The 13558-nt window shown below is 46.0% G+C and carries 20 protein-coding genes, 1 tRNA gene and 2 pseudogenes; 6 read left to right on the top strand and 17 right to left on the bottom strand.

The genetic code is table 11. The features are described from left to right. The 9 genes and pseudogenes from B9P82_RS27060 to B9P82_RS27095 form a co-directional block, all read right to left on the bottom strand. The coding region (locus B9P82_RS27060) for a primase-helicase zinc-binding domain-containing protein (RefSeq protein ID WP_305764031.1) at window positions 1–368 on the bottom strand (368 nt) is incomplete at its 3' end. Between the two features lie 11 nt (window positions 369–379). Continuing rightward, window positions 380–538 (bottom strand): DUF5375 family protein, encoded by a 159-nt coding sequence (locus B9P82_RS28610; protein WP_168188464.1) that lies wholly within the window; start codon window positions 536–538, stop codon window positions 380–382. Window positions 539–549: 11 nt separating this feature from the next. Continuing rightward, on the bottom strand, window positions 550–870 hold the full coding sequence (locus B9P82_RS27065) for a DUF5375 domain-containing protein (RefSeq protein ID WP_016151192.1): 321 nt from the start codon (window positions 868–870) through the stop codon (window positions 550–552). Beyond that, complete coding sequence (locus B9P82_RS27070; protein WP_233620975.1) at window positions 867–1127, bottom strand: hypothetical protein; 261 nt, start codon at window positions 1125–1127, stop codon at window positions 867–869. Before B9P82_RS27070 ends, B9P82_RS27065 begins: the two co-directional genes overlap by 4 nt. Before the next feature lie 243 nt (window positions 1128–1370). Then, window positions 1371–1820, bottom strand: coding sequence for a hypothetical protein (locus B9P82_RS27075; RefSeq protein ID WP_101701358.1), 450 nt, complete (start codon window positions 1818–1820; stop codon window positions 1371–1373). Continuing rightward, window positions 1813–2112, bottom strand: a complete 300-nt coding sequence (locus tag B9P82_RS27080) for a derepression protein (RefSeq protein ID WP_101701359.1) — start codon at window positions 2110–2112, stop codon at window positions 1813–1815. Before B9P82_RS27080 ends, B9P82_RS27075 begins: the two co-directional genes overlap by 8 nt. Next, a complete protein-coding gene (locus B9P82_RS27085; RefSeq protein ID WP_101701360.1) occupies window positions 2105–2665 on the bottom strand; it encodes a host cell division inhibitor Icd-like protein in 561 nt (186 codons plus the stop codon). Before B9P82_RS27085 ends, B9P82_RS27080 begins: the two co-directional genes overlap by 8 nt. Then, window positions 2662–2859 (bottom strand): annotated as a pseudogene (locus B9P82_RS27090) (helix-turn-helix transcriptional regulator); the annotation flags it as partial. The pseudogene B9P82_RS27090 and the gene B9P82_RS27085, both read right to left, overlap by 4 nt. A gap of 4 nt (window positions 2860–2863) precedes the next feature. Beyond that, window positions 2864–3130 (bottom strand): helix-turn-helix transcriptional regulator, encoded by a 267-nt coding sequence (locus B9P82_RS27095; protein ID WP_101701361.1) that lies wholly within the window; start codon window positions 3128–3130, stop codon window positions 2864–2866. A 551-nt stretch (window positions 3131–3681) separates the two neighbouring features. On the opposite strand from B9P82_RS27095, the pseudogene B9P82_RS29580 reads away from it, so the two are divergent. The 3 genes and pseudogenes from B9P82_RS29580 to B9P82_RS27115 form a co-directional block, all read left to right on the top strand. Next, window positions 3682–4156 (top strand): annotated as a pseudogene (locus B9P82_RS29580) (capsid protein); the annotation flags it as partial. A 476-nt stretch (window positions 4157–4632) separates the two neighbouring features. Further along, window positions 4633–4875 (top strand): ogr/Delta-like zinc finger family protein, encoded by a 243-nt coding sequence (locus tag B9P82_RS27110; protein WP_101701362.1) that lies wholly within the window; start codon window positions 4633–4635, stop codon window positions 4873–4875. Window positions 4876–4891: 16 nt separating this feature from the next. Then, entirely contained in the window at window positions 4892–5467 is a 576-nt protein-coding gene (locus tag B9P82_RS27115; RefSeq protein WP_101701363.1) for a phage polarity suppression protein, read from the top strand. Window positions 5468–5841: 374 nt separating this feature from the next. Here B9P82_RS27115 and B9P82_RS27125 read toward each other — a convergent pair whose 3' ends face one another. The 5 genes from B9P82_RS27125 to B9P82_RS28615 all read right to left on the bottom strand — a co-directional run bounded on the left by B9P82_RS27125 (window position 5842) and on the right by B9P82_RS28615 (window position 9264). After that, window positions 5842–6348 (bottom strand): hypothetical protein, encoded by a 507-nt coding sequence (locus tag B9P82_RS27125; RefSeq protein WP_101701364.1) that lies wholly within the window; start codon window positions 6346–6348, stop codon window positions 5842–5844. Further along, window positions 6329–6664 carry an STAS-like domain-containing protein gene (locus B9P82_RS27130; RefSeq protein ID WP_101701365.1) on the bottom strand — a complete coding sequence of 112 codons (336 nt, stop codon included), beginning with the start codon at window positions 6662–6664 and terminating at the stop codon, window positions 6329–6331. The genes B9P82_RS27125 and B9P82_RS27130 overlap by 20 nt, the downstream gene beginning before the upstream one ends. Beyond that, window positions 6645–7757, bottom strand: a complete 1113-nt coding sequence (locus B9P82_RS27135; protein WP_101701366.1) for an ATP-binding protein — start codon at window positions 7755–7757, stop codon at window positions 6645–6647. The genes B9P82_RS27130 and B9P82_RS27135 overlap by 20 nt, the downstream gene beginning before the upstream one ends. Continuing rightward, entirely contained in the window at window positions 7754–8977 is a 1224-nt protein-coding gene (locus tag B9P82_RS27140; RefSeq protein ID WP_101701367.1) for an integrase domain-containing protein, read from the bottom strand. Before B9P82_RS27140 ends, B9P82_RS27135 begins: the two co-directional genes overlap by 4 nt. Before the next feature lie 184 nt (window positions 8978–9161). Then, window positions 9162–9264, bottom strand: a tRNA-Leu gene (locus B9P82_RS28615). A gap of 208 nt (window positions 9265–9472) precedes the next feature. Here B9P82_RS28615 and B9P82_RS27145 point away from each other — a divergent pair. From B9P82_RS27145 to B9P82_RS27155, 3 genes are read left to right on the top strand one after another with little or no spacing between them, the layout of a single operon-like run. Further along, a complete protein-coding gene (locus tag B9P82_RS27145; protein ID WP_143704296.1) occupies window positions 9473–10030 on the top strand; it encodes a hypothetical protein in 558 nt (185 codons plus the stop codon). Continuing rightward, window positions 10027–10455: a hypothetical protein gene (locus B9P82_RS27150; RefSeq protein WP_101701369.1), complete on the top strand. Its 429-nt coding sequence runs from the start codon at window positions 10027–10029 to the stop codon at window positions 10453–10455. Before B9P82_RS27145 ends, B9P82_RS27150 begins: the two co-directional genes overlap by 4 nt. 3 nt (window positions 10456–10458) lie before the next feature. Continuing rightward, on the top strand, window positions 10459–10845 hold the full coding sequence (locus tag B9P82_RS27155; RefSeq protein WP_101701370.1) for a protein-export chaperone SecB: 387 nt from the start codon (window positions 10459–10461) through the stop codon (window positions 10843–10845). Between the two features lie 40 nt (window positions 10846–10885). Here the strand turns inward: B9P82_RS27155 and B9P82_RS27160 are convergent, their stop codons facing one another. Genes B9P82_RS27160 through B9P82_RS27170 form a run of 3 tightly spaced genes read right to left on the bottom strand, consistent with a single transcriptional unit; the run spans window position 10886 to window position 13132 of the window. Continuing rightward, window positions 10886–12058, bottom strand: coding sequence for a site-specific integrase (locus B9P82_RS27160; protein ID WP_101701371.1), 1173 nt, complete (start codon window positions 12056–12058; stop codon window positions 10886–10888). After that, window positions 12019–12225 (bottom strand): hypothetical protein, encoded by a 207-nt coding sequence (locus B9P82_RS29195; protein WP_003826122.1) that lies wholly within the window; start codon window positions 12223–12225, stop codon window positions 12019–12021. The genes B9P82_RS27160 and B9P82_RS29195 overlap by 40 nt, the downstream gene beginning before the upstream one ends. Before the next feature lie 40 nt (window positions 12226–12265). Next, entirely contained in the window at window positions 12266–13132 is an 867-nt protein-coding gene (locus tag B9P82_RS27170) for a hypothetical protein (protein ID WP_101701372.1), read from the bottom strand. Window positions 13133–13558: the final 426 nt, after the last annotated feature.

Consider the following 13558-nt stretch of genomic DNA (forward strand, 5'->3'; position numbering starts at 1 on the left):
TTCTCCATCAGTCTGGCGGCCAGCGCGGCGGCCGCTTTGCGGTCGGCCTCAGTTTCAGCGTCTGCGGCCGCAGTCACCGCCGGGGAGACCGGCGGCAGGTTGCCGGTCACGGCGTTCACCTTCCCGGCCGCCTCTGACGGGGTCACGCCGAACACTTTCTCAACCAGTTTCAGGCCGTCCCCCGCGCCGCACTGGTTACAGAACCACGTCCCGCGCTCCTCTTTATCGTCAAAGCGGAAGCGGTCGGAGCCGCCACACACCGGACAGGCCTGATGGCGGTTTTTGATGACCTTCACCCCCAGCGCCGGGAGAATGCGCGGCCAGTGGCCGCACGCCTGTTTTACGGTGTCCGTTACGTTCATTTTCATGGTGCTTTCCCTCAGTGCAGTGCCGGTGCGGTGATATGACGGGCGCAGAGTTCATCCATCACAGCCAGCCCGAGAAAGGACAGCGACGGGGCGGCNACCCCCAGCGCCGGGAGAATGCGCGGCCAGTGGCCGCACGCCTGTTTTACGGTGTCCGTTACGTTCATTTTCATGGTGCTTTCCCTCAGTGCAGTGCCGGTGCGGTGATATGACGGGCGCAGAGTTCATCCATCACAGCCAGCCCGAGAAAGGACAGCGACGGGGCGGCTTTCAGTGGTCCGGCTTCCATTAAATCTTCGAGCAGGGCGCATGCAATCTGACGGCCTTTTTCCTCGCCGTGCTGGCGCAGATAGAAGCCCTCCAGCTCGGCCGCAATGGCGCTTTCCAGCGTACTGAGCGTGAGCTGCGGGTAGCGGTGCTGACGTTCGCACAGGGTCAGCCAGGCACAGGCGACCGCACGGCGATAGAGCGCAGCGCGCAGAACGGGGGATAATGCGGTTTTCATACACTGCCCTCCCCGGTCAGCCAGCGCTGATTGCAGCGGTCGACCACGCCGTCGAGCCGGGCAGTCATGAGGTAAATCACCGAGGTGAGCTGAAGCTGCTGCGCCGGATTGTGGCGCACGGTGGTGCAGTCCTGCACCTGCATCAGGTCGCCGACAAGCTGGCCGACATTGCGAAGATGTTCGAGACATTCAAGGTCTGCCCGGCTGATGGTGGGCTGGTTTATATTCTGCGGCCGTTCCGTACTGTTAACAGGCATTATTTCGTCTCCTGAGGACGTGCGTATCCCTGCGCAGATACGCACATTTTATTTTTGGGTGTCGTTTTTANAGCTGGCCGACATTGCGAAGATGTTCGAGACATTCAAGGTCTGCCCGGCTGATGGTGGGCTGGTTTATATTCTGCGGCCGTTCCGTACTGTTAACAGGCATTATTTCGTCTCCTGAGGACGTGCGTATCCCTGCGCAGATACGCACATTTTATTTTTGGGTGTCGTTTTTAATTACAGATAATGGCGGTAGCTGTTATCTGGTTTTATTTCCGTTTCCGGCCTGAAATTATTCCGCCATTTATGCGCCACCGGTGCCGGACGTTTAACCGGGGGAATATCATCAGGATAGTTATCGATATTCCGCGCCCGGTATTGCTGTAATGCCGGGTCGGCCGCTATTTCGCGTAATACGACGTGGCGGTTTTCAGGACTGCGTTTAAATACATCGGGATGCTCACAGGTAAAGTCCCGCAAAAAACGACCTAGCGGAATTTCTGCCATGCTGCCACCGGCAATAATACGAATGAGGATGGTGTAGGTGCGCCGGTACGGGTTCCAGACCAGCCCCGGACAGCGGTACGGCATATCCCACGGAATCCCGTCGGCCAGCACGCCCGACACCACCACATCAGGAAATCCTGTACAGCGATATGTTTCACCCGGCTGAGGGAAATCAAACATGGTGCTCACCTCCGTTTCCCGACGTCGTGGCGAGAAAGTCACGGCACAGGCCTTTGGCTTTCAGCTCTTCCAGGACGTAGCTGACGTCCTCATGGATATAACTAAAAATCTGCGGCAGGTATAGCTGGTGTAAACCGTTCAGTTCACGGCGCAGCAAATCGCCACCCACGAACTGCGAGACGGCGCTGGCACGATTGAGTTTATGGTACGCCTCAATGCTGAGGTGTTCCTGCATGGGGTTAAGGTCATTACGACGCGTTGAGACGGTCTGAGGGGTGTTTTTATTATGCATGTGACACCTCCACAACCGGCAGACGGGCGGCAAGGGAAAGCACGTATTCCCGCACAAGGGTTCGGCGGGCGGCCAGTTCGTCACCGGCAACGGTGCGGAGCATACAGATACGGGGCTTACGGTCTGCGCGACGGATGGCGGCAAACACAAAGACAAACTGAGGGTGTGACGGGGTGAGGATCGTAGCCATGATGGCAATCTCCTTGAAGTAGTCTGAAAAACTACCACCGGAAACGCCAATTTCACTGGTGGCAGCCCGAACGGGGTTGGCGTAACCGGCCTTCAAGGGTACCGGCCAGCCCGAAGGCTGCCCCGCCCGGACTACCATTATCTGACTGGAACCGCGGTGTACGCATAAACACCACAGCCCGAAAAATGGGTGTGCCTGAGCAACGACGTAAAAAAACACGCATGGCGCGTGTCGTGTCGCCTTGAAGTTATACGGAACGCCAATTCCGGCTGTCGATTTTGCGACAGCGACAAAACTGTACCAGGAAACACACAACGGATGCAAGCCAGAAAAAGGGGCTCTGTGAAATCGGCTCTGATTCATGCGTCGTATTTCCGGTTGCGGTGCGCGACACGTTCTGCCATCCACGCCGTGATTTCAGACTGCAGCCAGGCGACATTTTTACCCCCGAGGGAAACCTGCGCCGGGAAAGCATTGCGGGCAATTAAATCGTAGAGCGTGGAGCGGGACAGGCCGCACTGATGAATGACTTCCGGGAGACGTAAAAAACGNGGCTCTGATTCATGCGTCGTATTTCCGGTTGCGGTGCGCGACACGTTCTGCCATCCACGCCGTGATTTCAGACTGCAGCCAGGCGACATTTTTACCCCCGAGGGAAACCTGCGCCGGGAAAGCATTGCGGGCAATTAAATCGTAGAGCGTGGAGCGGGACAGGCCGCACTGATGAATGACTTCCGGGAGACGTAAAAAACGCTCCTGAGCCGGGGCTGAAACCGGCATCGGGTGCACGGTGGTGGGGGAGGATGGTACTGATGAAACTGTGTGCATAACGCTACCTCGTTAATATCCGCAGAGATCCGGACGTGTCCGTCCGGTATCAGGTAGCGCTCTATTTTGTGAATATTTTTTCTCAATGCAACAGGGGGAGATTGTACAAAGCACGGGACAACGGGTGCTGTTTTTTTACTCAAGACCATTTAAAGGCACTGGAAGCAGTTATAAGGCACTGGAGATTTCAAAAGTGAAATGCAAATTGATTTAATCACCCTAACAGCATGAATTAATAGGATATACCGCATAAAATTTACATTCGGGATGTTCAGACCAGTGAACAGTAGTGAATAGTTGGTGAACACTTCTTTCTCAACTGTTCACTCTTTAATTTATTGTTTTACTTATATTTTTATACTGAGTGAACAGTAGTGAATAGTTATTAGTAAAAAAACAAACAGAGTGAGGGGTTTTCCTGCGACCTTTCTCTGGCCAGCCGGGTTTTTAAGTCCTGTTTGTGCCATGTCTGCGACAACGGCAATGAATCGAGTTGTTGTCTGAGGGACGGCAGAATGGCGTCAGGTTGAAAACACAGAGAGAACCCGACGATGAAACCAGATTTGTTTACTGCGGTAATGAAAACCATCGGCAGCACGCAGGATGAGAACATCCGCACGGCCATTGACAGTGCACTGGACAGCCTTAACGAGAAAGCAAACCAGAACGCAGAGGCCACGATAAATAATGCGCTTGAGGCATTCAGCAAGGCCAAATCCGCGCACACGGAAAACATGCTGAAACTGAATGATATTGATGCGGCCATTACCCGCAGCGAGAAAGAGCGTCAGAACGCCCTGAATGAAAGTGCCGAAGCCGAACAGAACTGGCGTACCCGTTTTCGCGAACTGCGCGGCATGATGACCCCGGAACTGAAAGCCGAGCACAGTCAGCGCGTGGCCGGTCGGGAGCTGGCGGAGGAATTCACCGCCCTGATTGATGAACTCAACGATGATAAAGCCAGTACCATGCTGGACGCCTGTACATCAGGAAAAGAATACATCAGCGCCCATTCAGAGGCGCTTTCTGTCCATGCCCGGAATGAGNGTGGCCGGTCGGGAGCTGGCGGAGGAATTCACCGCCCTGATTGATGAACTCAACGATGATAAAGCCAGTACCATGCTGGACGCCTGTACATCAGGAAAAGAATACATCAGCGCCCATTCAGAGGCGCTTTCTGTCCATGCCCGGAATGAGTGGACGGCGGTAATGAAGGCGATTCCCCTGGCGCTGATACGCGCTTTCGCGTTACGTCTGCGTGAACTCGAGATTAAGGGAGAAGAACACCCTCACAACGTTCTCATTCAGGAGCTGGGGGAGAATGTACTGGCGCAAAGCAGGTACTACACATTCAACATGGCGCAGGAGCCGGTAATTTCAAAAATTGGGCTTCACCGTCCGGCACTCACCGGCGTGGATATGAAACTCTATAAAAGCCCTGTTCTCAGAATGGCGCGGGCTAAGGAGCTGGCACAGAAGAAAAAATCGCGGGGGGTTAAGCCATGATGCGCTGTCCGTACTGCAAACAGGCTGCCCATGTCCGTACCAGCCGTTACCTGTCGGATAACGTCAAGCAGAGCTACCTCCAGTGCGTGAATGTCTTTTGCTCCGCAACCTTTCGCACTACCGAGTCTATCGACGAGGTGATACGGCCACCGGCAGAAGAAAAGCCCGAACCACCACAAACAGTGCCAGAAACAGCGCCCCGAATTCTGGACTGCGCCCGCTCATCGCTGCGCCACTGATTCAGGAGAAAAGACAATGGCACGAGCACTACTGGAACAGGCCTTTGAAACCTGTCAGAAGAATAAATCGGACTGGATGAACAGCAAGTCAGCACTGGCGCGGGCTGAAATGGCGCTGAAAGAGCTGGAGCTGACCTGCACCCGTTATCAGCCGGAGGCCGCACAGGCGCTGCGGGATGATATTGACCTGAAAAAATGGGCGGTAAATCAGTCGGCCGGGCAGTACATCCGGTCACATGAGGCCGTGCAGCGTATCAGTATCCGTCGTCAGCTCCACGCCTTTATGCAGGTAAGCGGCGACGCGCTGGCCGCCGCGCTGGCACCGGAATTAATGCATCTCTGCGAACAACCTGACATCGTCAGAGAACGGGCTCTCGACCGGGCGGCCGCCAGTGTTCGCGAAGCGCTGTCCGTTCATGTAACCCGCGGAGGAAATATTGATTACGCAGAGGAAGATCGCGAGATTCTGACAACCATCGGTTTCCGGCCTGACAGAGCATCGAGAGACGACAACCGGGCAAAATATACGCCTGAACAGAGTCAGATTTTCATGCGCAGACAGGCCGCGCAGACCCGCAAAAAATCCGCATAAAACGCCCCGAAAATACCCGTCTTTTTAATAAAAATAGCCATGCATGCCTACGCTGCATGGCTTTGCATGCAAAACCCTGAATTTTCCACACCCCGGAGCACCAGCACTGGCGCGGCCTTAGCCCCTTCACGCACCTGCATTAAAAGCGCCCCACGAAGCGGGCAGGCGTGGCGGGGAGAGCATTGCGCGCTGGAGGTTAATAGTATCAATTTTGGGACATGTTCTGATTATCGCTTAGTGATTAGCTTTGTAGTAAAGAAGTTTGAATAAAAGGATAAGAATGGGTTGAAATTTTTAAAATTTAAATGCGGCGGAGTATTGGAATATTTAAAGAAGGAATCACCTCGCAAAATAACGCGAGGTGATTTAAGTTTTTATTTTTGAAAGATTAACGATTTGAATTTTAACCAGTGATATTTAGTTGAGTTTCTGAAATACCATTCCGTATAGTTTTCCTCTATGAGTTCTAGTGTGTTGAACTTCAACTCATTTAGTTTTTTTCTATAATCACCGTTCGATGATGTTAAGTAATCATATGGTTCACTTCTGATTTTGTTTATATGCTCATCAGAAATTAGCTTGATGTTTATCTTTCTGTCTAAATGATTCAGATGTAGTTCGATTAAAGTAAGTTTTCCTGCAATTAAATCATCAAGTTCCGTTTCCTTAATACCCCTTGATTTTATTTTTTCCTCAAGAGAATCAAAGAAGCTTTCAACCATGGAGGAAATTTTATCTTTGAGCTTAGATGTTTCGTTTCGCTTAAAAGTTCGTGTGTTGATATAAGATGAAATTAGCCATCCAAAAACCGCGATTATTGAAGAAATAATCACGGCGATATATTTTGGATCTAGAGCTTGGCTAGTATTTTCTGGTATCATTTGCGGCTTTCTCGATACGTTCCGTAATTAATAATTCAAAACTCTTTAGATCATTATGGTGATACTCGAGTTTTTTGTCTAAATCAGATTTAGTGAAGTTTTCTTCACGAATAAGTCCGCCAAAGGCTTCATCAATAAATGAACGCCCGTACCTATTGTACCCCGTCAAGTCTACTATAACCTTATCATAGCTATTAAGGGCTGGTACCAAGATTTCCTGACGAAAAACCTGACCATTCCACTTGCCATCAGAAGGATATCGGCCGTAGGGGCTCTTGCTGAAGTCATTGACGATACTAATTTTTTTCAAGTTCATCTAGATCAACCTTAATGTTCCACTGTAGCAATGTGCCTGGCATCGGCTTTTGCAAATCATATGTTTCAACTATACCAGAGTTTAGCTTATATAATCCATTGTTACTGTAAATCCACAGAGTTCCTTGGTCATTTTCTGTAACTAAAGCTTTAATGCTTTTACTTCCTTGTCCATGTTTGCTCTCTTCTGTACCTGTAACATCACCAACCATAGAAATGGCTATTTTCATCGCGTCGCTGATAATGCCAAATTTGTAACTAAGTAAATCTTTTTTCGCAATGCCTTCTTTTTCTAATTCTCGCTTAATTTGAGATACTAAAGCTGGGTAGGTGCTTTGAAGAATTTCCTCAAACCATGTTCTGTTCATGACGGTTTTAGGTATGCCTACACCTTTATCATATATTGCTAAAAATAATTGATCGCCTGCAAGATCGCATTTCACCCACCATTTTTTCAGGTCAGATTCAGGGATTTCTGGGTATGCATGATATGCAACATTGTTAATAGCCTCCTGGACTGCGCCGCCATATTTACTTTCAGTGTCAGGTGTCATCTTGTTTTTGTAAATTTTATGTTGAATAAAATCTACAATTTCATCGCGAAAATCACCACCGCTACCACTTATTACCGGTATGAAATCCCCGTCAAAATTAGGTTGGTGTGTGTTTTCTTTACATAATACTTCTAAGCCTGAACGTTTTATTATTCTTGTGGCTTTAAAATCTTTCGGAAATGCAACAATTCTAAAATTTACTCCCGATTTTATAGCTTGTTCAATAGTAGCATAAAGAATTAATATAGATGCAGCTTTAATATATTCCGTTTGAGAAAAATCAAGATGAACCTTTTTAGTTTCCATATCTGCCATACGAGAAATAGCATATATGATGTTCATAGTGTCTTTATAATGTTTGTTTTTATCAGCAGAATAGATACTGAAATTAGCAGGAAATCTAATGTATTCAACTGCTTTTTTTGACTTGTTCTTTTTCTTAGGACGATAAGGACAATATTCTATGTCCTTACGCAATACCTCATTTTGCCAACGCTTTTTAGCGATTGCAGCTCTTATTAACTCATTGTTTCTTTTCATTTTTCTTCCTTGCTGTAAAATTCGTTAAGAAAATTGGTCGCAACTTTTTTTCCCCACCAATTAAGTAGTTCAATTCGCTGAGTGAGATACTGTGCTCGGTTGTACGCTTTTCGAATTTCGTTTCTATCACTATGTGCAAGAGCTGCTTCAATCACGTCTGGGTTGAATTCGGCTTCGTTTAAAATCGTACTTGCTAGTGAACGAAGCCCATGAGCAACAAGTTTCCCTCCATAACCGATACGCTTAAGAGCTGCATTTGCAGTTTGGCTGTTCATAGGTACCATTGGATTGTTTCTACTTGGAAAAACATGTTCACGATGATGACTTATGGCTTTCATTCTATCCAAAATATCTAACGCTTGTGGAGATAATGGAACAAAATGCTCTCTTTTTGCTTTCATACGTTCGGCTGGGATTGTCCAAAGTTTAGTGTCGAAATCAATTTCTACCCATCGAGCGCCAGAAGCCTCAGAAGGACGCACTAGGGTCAGTAGCTGCCATTCAATGAGACAGCGAGTTGAAACAGACAGATTCGACATAACCAGAGATCGCATCAGCTTCGGTAATTCTTCTGGCCGGAGCGTCGGCATGTTTTGCTTTTTAGGTTTCTCAAACGCCATTCCGACACCAGATGCCGGGTTTGTATCAATCAGGCCAGTGTTGACGGCGTAGATCATGATTTCGTTAATACGCTGTACAAGTCGACGTACAGTCTCAAGCGCTCCACGAGCTTTGATTGGCTCAAGCGCTTCAACCAAATTTCGGGCTTTGATTTGCTGAACGGGAATCTCACCGATTGCAGGGAATACATCTTTCTCCAGTGAGCGCCAAATGTCTTTTGCGTAATCAGGGGTAACGTTTTTGCTTTTGAGCTGGAACCAATTAGCGGCGACCGTCGAAAAAATGCTGTCCAGAGCGATTTGCTGTTCAACTTGTGCAGCTTCAGCTTGAATTTGTGGGTCAATTCCGTTGGCTAATAGGGCAAGATAATCCGCTCTTAACCCTCTGGCATCAGCAAGCGAAAGGGCAGGAAAAGCACCAAGTCCAATCATTGTCCGCTGTTTTGTTGCCGGACGTTGATAACGGAAACGCCAGAGCTTTTTCCCGCTGGTTTTCACTATCAGGAAAAGCCCGTCGCCATCATGCAGCGTTAGATCCTTCTCTAGCGCCTTAGCGCGTAGAACTTCGGTGTTGGTCAGAGGACGTGTTGTCCGTGCCACTGCGGACGCTCCTTCATGAATTGGTATACGCTTTTATGTATCTATCTTACCGTATACCTAAACGTATACCAATAATCACGGGATTTAGTCGGATGCTCTCGGACAACTACAGACACAAAAAAGCCCACAGGGCTTGTACCATGCGGGCTTTTTGTACTTCACCGGACGTATCCGGATCATGATTTGGTGGAGCTGGCGGGAGTTGAACCCGCGTCCGAACTTTTATATTTATTTGTTTTATATCGTTTTTTGGTTTTAACGCAAAGCTGCGGATACTCTACAGACCCATTATGACTATTGATCGCAATAACATTTTATGGATGAGTCTTGATTACAATCATAAGTCATGATGCCATGGCCTCGATGTACCAAAAAACAAGATATGAGTAAGAATTAGCTGAAAACCCTTGTTTCAAATAGTATGAATCTATAGAATGTGCCATCCTATTTTACCCTGCTTAAGGCGGGAAAAACTAGAAAAAGATGAGTGATCGGATGCAGTGGACAGGTTTCCATGGAACGAGTGTTTTTAACGCTTCATCTATAATGTCTTCAACTTTCCGGATTAGTTCAGGAAAGAAAGATTGGCTTGGCTCTGGTGCTTATTTCTTCATTGAAGCCAAAGGTTTGTTGGAGCCGGTTGAAAAAGCAGCACAGTGGGCAAATTCAAGAGCCCCATCTAGCAGGCCTAGATATTCTTCTTTATCAGTACTTGAAGCTTTAATTGAAACCGAATCTTTCCTTGATTTTAATGATGATACACACATTGCCGCACTGAATCTCATCAGGGATGAGTACATGAAGATCATTAAGGAACAAGGCAAGAGGCCCACCGGTGAGATGCTTGTTGACAAATGTGCCTTTTGCAACTATGTAATGTGTGAGCATGATGTCGACGCCATCGTTCGTAAAGAGTATATTAAAACTACAGCTGAAGAATTAGATTTTGGAGTTGATGCAGGGATACCGAACTGTCGAGTTATGTGTGTAAAAGATCCCGCTGCAAGCATCAAAAGCATACGCTATGCTGTAGAAAGGAGGAAAGTACAATGAACATCAATCAATGGCTTGAGAAGACGTTGAGCTCAATCAGGTCTACTGATCCAAAAGTGCTCATTGAAAGGATGGAGCGTTATGGGTTAGTTGAAGATGATCTTGACGATACAAAATCGTTACAAAATGTAACCATGGGTGTTGTCGGTCCTAAGATCCAGTTTTTTGACGGCCACTTTAGTTCTGGTGATTTGGTCGCTACTCAATCTGTATCTAATATAATGTTCACTCCAAACATTAGTTTGTCTAATACTTTTATTTCTAATTCTTACACGGTAGGAAAAAGTATTGACTCTCAAGAATTAAACTTTACAGCAACGCCGCGTGATGCGGCGTTTTTCTGCTCGTATGATAATGCTTTACTGGCAATGGCTGCGGGTGGGATAGTTATAAGTCAATCAAATGACATTGCACAGGCAGCATAGATAATGAAATTTCAATTATTAAATAATTATATTGAAAGCCTTAGTATCGAACATTTTGATGATGAAATAGAAAAAAGTAATAACTTTTCGTTTACCCATTCTTGTCTTTTTAATGAGAATGAAAAAAAATCATTCGTTATTTCTTTCGATTTTGAATTAACATCTCATAAAAAATTTAAATTATTTTTTGTCCAGAAATTCTTGTTTCAGTGTGATGAAGAGATAACCAAGGATTTTCTCGATTCTCATTATCCTTCTGTTAACGCTCCTGCAATTGCATACCCTTATGTGAGGGCTTTTGTCGCTACTTTATTGTTAAACGCAGGGCTGGAGTCGGTATCATTGCCGGCGGTCAATTTTGTAGAACATGCTAAGCTACAAGATAATTGATTGAACGAGAGCTGGTTATCAGCTCTCACATGATTTTGTCCTAATATTTTATTATGTCTTTCTTCCTGTTCGCATACTTGTCATATTCTTCCATATATCGACCATAATGTCTGAAAAGCATTTCTGGGCCTTTATGCCCCATCTGCCCAGACAGCCAAAACAAATTAGCCCCTCTACTGATATGTCTAGTGGCATAGGTATGCCTAGTCTGGTATGGATTGCGATATCTGATACCGGCCTTACGAAGAGTTGGAACCCATGCTTTTTTCCTTATGGCATCTGCATTCGCCCATGGTTTTTCTGTTTTAGGATCTTCAAAGATTATCGCATCTTTCATATACGTAAATATCTTCTGACTCGTTAGAGCAATCAATGCCTCTTCAGTTAGTTTTACTTTCCGCGTACCGGCTTTTGTTTTTGTTCCTTTGATGACGCCAACTACACTGGCATTTTGAACGTGTGCAGTCTTCCCTACAAAGTCGATATCACGCCAACGAAGAGCACACAATTCGGAACTACGCAGCCCAGTTTGTATCGCGAACCGGAAAAGATTCTCCCACTGCTTATTGCCAGCAGCAGAGAGCAAAGCGTCAACTTCTGCTGGTGATAGTGGATCAACCACATAACTACTTTCTGCCTCTGATTTATCACTTTGGTATCGTGAGGCTGTTACCAGTGATACAGGGTTAATCTGAAGCACACCATCCGTCACCGCCTCATCCAAAGCTGAACGCAGGAATGACAGTTGGTTTCGGATAGTCTTTAATGTTGTTTTCTGGTTCTGGATCCATGTCTTCAGCGCGGCCGGCGTCAACTCACTTGCAGGAAAAATATGAAGTGATGACAGTGCGCTTCGGCATTTCTTATATCCACCAATTGTTGAAGGGGATAGTTTTCTCGTTTCACAGATAACCAGATACTCGTCTAGGTACATCTTCACTGTTTTGCCTGCGGCAGCGTTGCCGAAAATTTTTAACCGGGTAGAACGGGGAAAGTATTCTGCATAAACAAATGTCCCCCTCTCTATCTTGTTATGGATTTCGCCGAGTGTGCGCTCGGCGTATTTGATGTTTTTTGGGGTTACGTCCAGATTAGAAAGGGGCTCACGGCATTTAACCCCTTTATAAGTGAAGGTAATATTGATGGTTTCGCCGTTGCGGTGTTTCCTGATGGTTACGCCGCGCGGGAGTTTAGGCGATTCTGTCGTGCCCATTTTGCAACCTCACTAAGATCAATCCATCTTTCCTTAACGCCGTCGACCTTTAGCACCTGAACCCCTTCACGCCATACTCCACGCTGTACACGTTTGTTGATGGCATCTGGGGTTTCGCCAGTCTCTTTGCAATAAGTTGAGATGGGAACACAATCGAGGCTCAGCATATATTTCTCCATTATCCCAGCTGCACCCGGGAGTAAGATGTTAATTAATATTTTCTTTTCTTTGTAGTACTGCGAAAGCCATTAATACCTCTAAAGTATATCGTCTATAAAACTTCACAAACCCGACGTAGAAAACATAGACGAAGAAAAAGCTAAGTAGCACCGAAATTAAACTATAAGAAATACCACTACCTTCTACTAAACGACAAATAAAGGTTAGGAAGGATATCCAAAATGTAATTATAAATACCAAACAAATATTTCTGCAAAAGCCATATAATGCAACATAGTTTTGAATTTTTGATTGATGTTGATTCGAAAATTCATAGACATAATGATAGGCCAGTCTGAAAAGATCATCATGAAGACCAGTTTCAACTTTTAACAATTCATTGTCTAGTCTGAACTTTTTCTCATAGCCGTCTTTAATCATTCGCCATGTAGTACTAGCTAATTGAAATGGCAATGATTTGGAATAACATAACTTTTGAGTGGCGTAATCCCATGGTGTTATGGGTAATAGCACTGCTTTGATTATGCGGTATTTTATTTTTCTTTTGATATCTTCATCTTGTTCACAACATGATGGCGTACAAACGATTTCTAAGTCATCTGATAACTTATTGAATAGATATTGGGAAGGATACCCCAACTTTTCGTTCATATATTTTTCAATAAAAAATGCTGATGTGATCGATATAAAATGCCCCGCTATGTAAGATATAATGACTATTGAGGCATAGTTTAAAATACCAAAAATTTGACTTTTACCTCTGAGCAATTCAGTTAAATCAACAACAATATTTAAATCAAATGTCAAACCACAGAAATACATTAACAGGATAAAAAATCCACCAGGTATTAGATATCCAAGAAAATCATAGAACGAGAATGGATTTTGATTCACTTTTTGACTCCAAAATATCCTTATTGTTGAATTCATCAATGTAACTTATAACGTATTGAATATAAACTCTTTACTCACCTTCTAGTGTCTAATCTGCCAAGAAAATTGGCATTACGGTCATGCGGTCATGCGGTCATTACTCATGGTTTTACCCTCGTTAAGGCGGCTGCAACCGCCGAACTTTCTCCATACACAACAGAGAAGGGCACCTGCATTTGTCGGCGACTGCAATCGCCATCCTCTTGCCCGGGTGGATTGGGTTATGAGCCCGTCGCCCGGTGATGCCCTTTTCTGTTGTGCCCTGAAAAAGGCTGGCGGTTACCGGACAAACGGGAAAACACCGGGCCGCCAGAACAGGGAGTTACTTGTTATTGCTTTGGCCTGCTTTTAACCACATCAGGCGCGGTGGTATCCTTCTAAGTCGCT

Source organism: Citrobacter sp. L55, assembly GCF_002850715.1.
Taxonomy (GTDB): domain Bacteria; phylum Pseudomonadota; class Gammaproteobacteria; order Enterobacterales; family Enterobacteriaceae; genus Citrobacter; species Citrobacter braakii.

Coding starts and splice junctions, on each gene's coding strand:
- B9P82_RS27150 (WP_101701369.1), top strand. CDS start 10,027: ATGAACATCAATCAATGGCTTGAGAAGACGTTGAGCTCAATCAGGTCT.
- B9P82_RS27110 (WP_101701362.1), top strand. CDS start 4,633: ATGATGCGCTGTCCGTACTGCAAACAGGCTGCCCATGTCCGTACCAGC.
- B9P82_RS27125 (WP_101701364.1), bottom strand. CDS start 6,348: ATGATACCAGAAAATACTAGCCAAGCTCTAGATCCAAAATATATCGCC.
- B9P82_RS27160 (WP_101701371.1), bottom strand. CDS start 12,058: ATGGGCACGACAGAATCGCCTAAACTCCCGCGCGGCGTAACCATCAGG.
- B9P82_RS27095 (WP_101701361.1), bottom strand. CDS start 3,130: ATGCACACAGTTTCATCAGTACCATCCTCCCCCACCACCGTGCACCCG.
- B9P82_RS27115 (WP_101701363.1), top strand. CDS start 4,892: ATGGCACGAGCACTACTGGAACAGGCCTTTGAAACCTGTCAGAAGAAT.
- B9P82_RS27145 (WP_143704296.1), top strand. CDS start 9,473: ATGCAGTGGACAGGTTTCCATGGAACGAGTGTTTTTAACGCTTCATCT.
- B9P82_RS27070 (WP_233620975.1), bottom strand. CDS start 1,127: ATGCCTGTTAACAGTACGGAACGGCCGCAGAATATAAACCAGCCCACC.
- B9P82_RS27065 (WP_016151192.1), bottom strand. CDS start 870: ATGAAAACCGCATTATCCCCCGTTCTGCGCGCTGCGCTCTATCGCCGT.
- B9P82_RS29195 (WP_003826122.1), bottom strand. CDS start 12,225: ATGCTGAGCCTCGATTGTGTTCCCATCTCAACTTATTGCAAAGAGACT.
- B9P82_RS27135 (WP_101701366.1), bottom strand. CDS start 7,757: ATGAAAAGAAACAATGAGTTAATAAGAGCTGCAATCGCTAAAAAGCGT.
- B9P82_RS27155 (WP_101701370.1), top strand. CDS start 10,459: ATGAAATTTCAATTATTAAATAATTATATTGAAAGCCTTAGTATCGAA.
- B9P82_RS27085 (WP_101701360.1), bottom strand. CDS start 2,665: ATGAATCAGAGCCGATTTCACAGAGCCCCTTTTTCTGGCTTGCATCCG.
- B9P82_RS27130 (WP_101701365.1), bottom strand. CDS start 6,664: ATGAACTTGAAAAAAATTAGTATCGTCAATGACTTCAGCAAGAGCCCC.
- B9P82_RS27075 (WP_101701358.1), bottom strand. CDS start 1,820: ATGTTTGATTTCCCTCAGCCGGGTGAAACATATCGCTGTACAGGATTT.
- B9P82_RS27080 (WP_101701359.1), bottom strand. CDS start 2,112: ATGCATAATAAAAACACCCCTCAGACCGTCTCAACGCGTCGTAATGAC.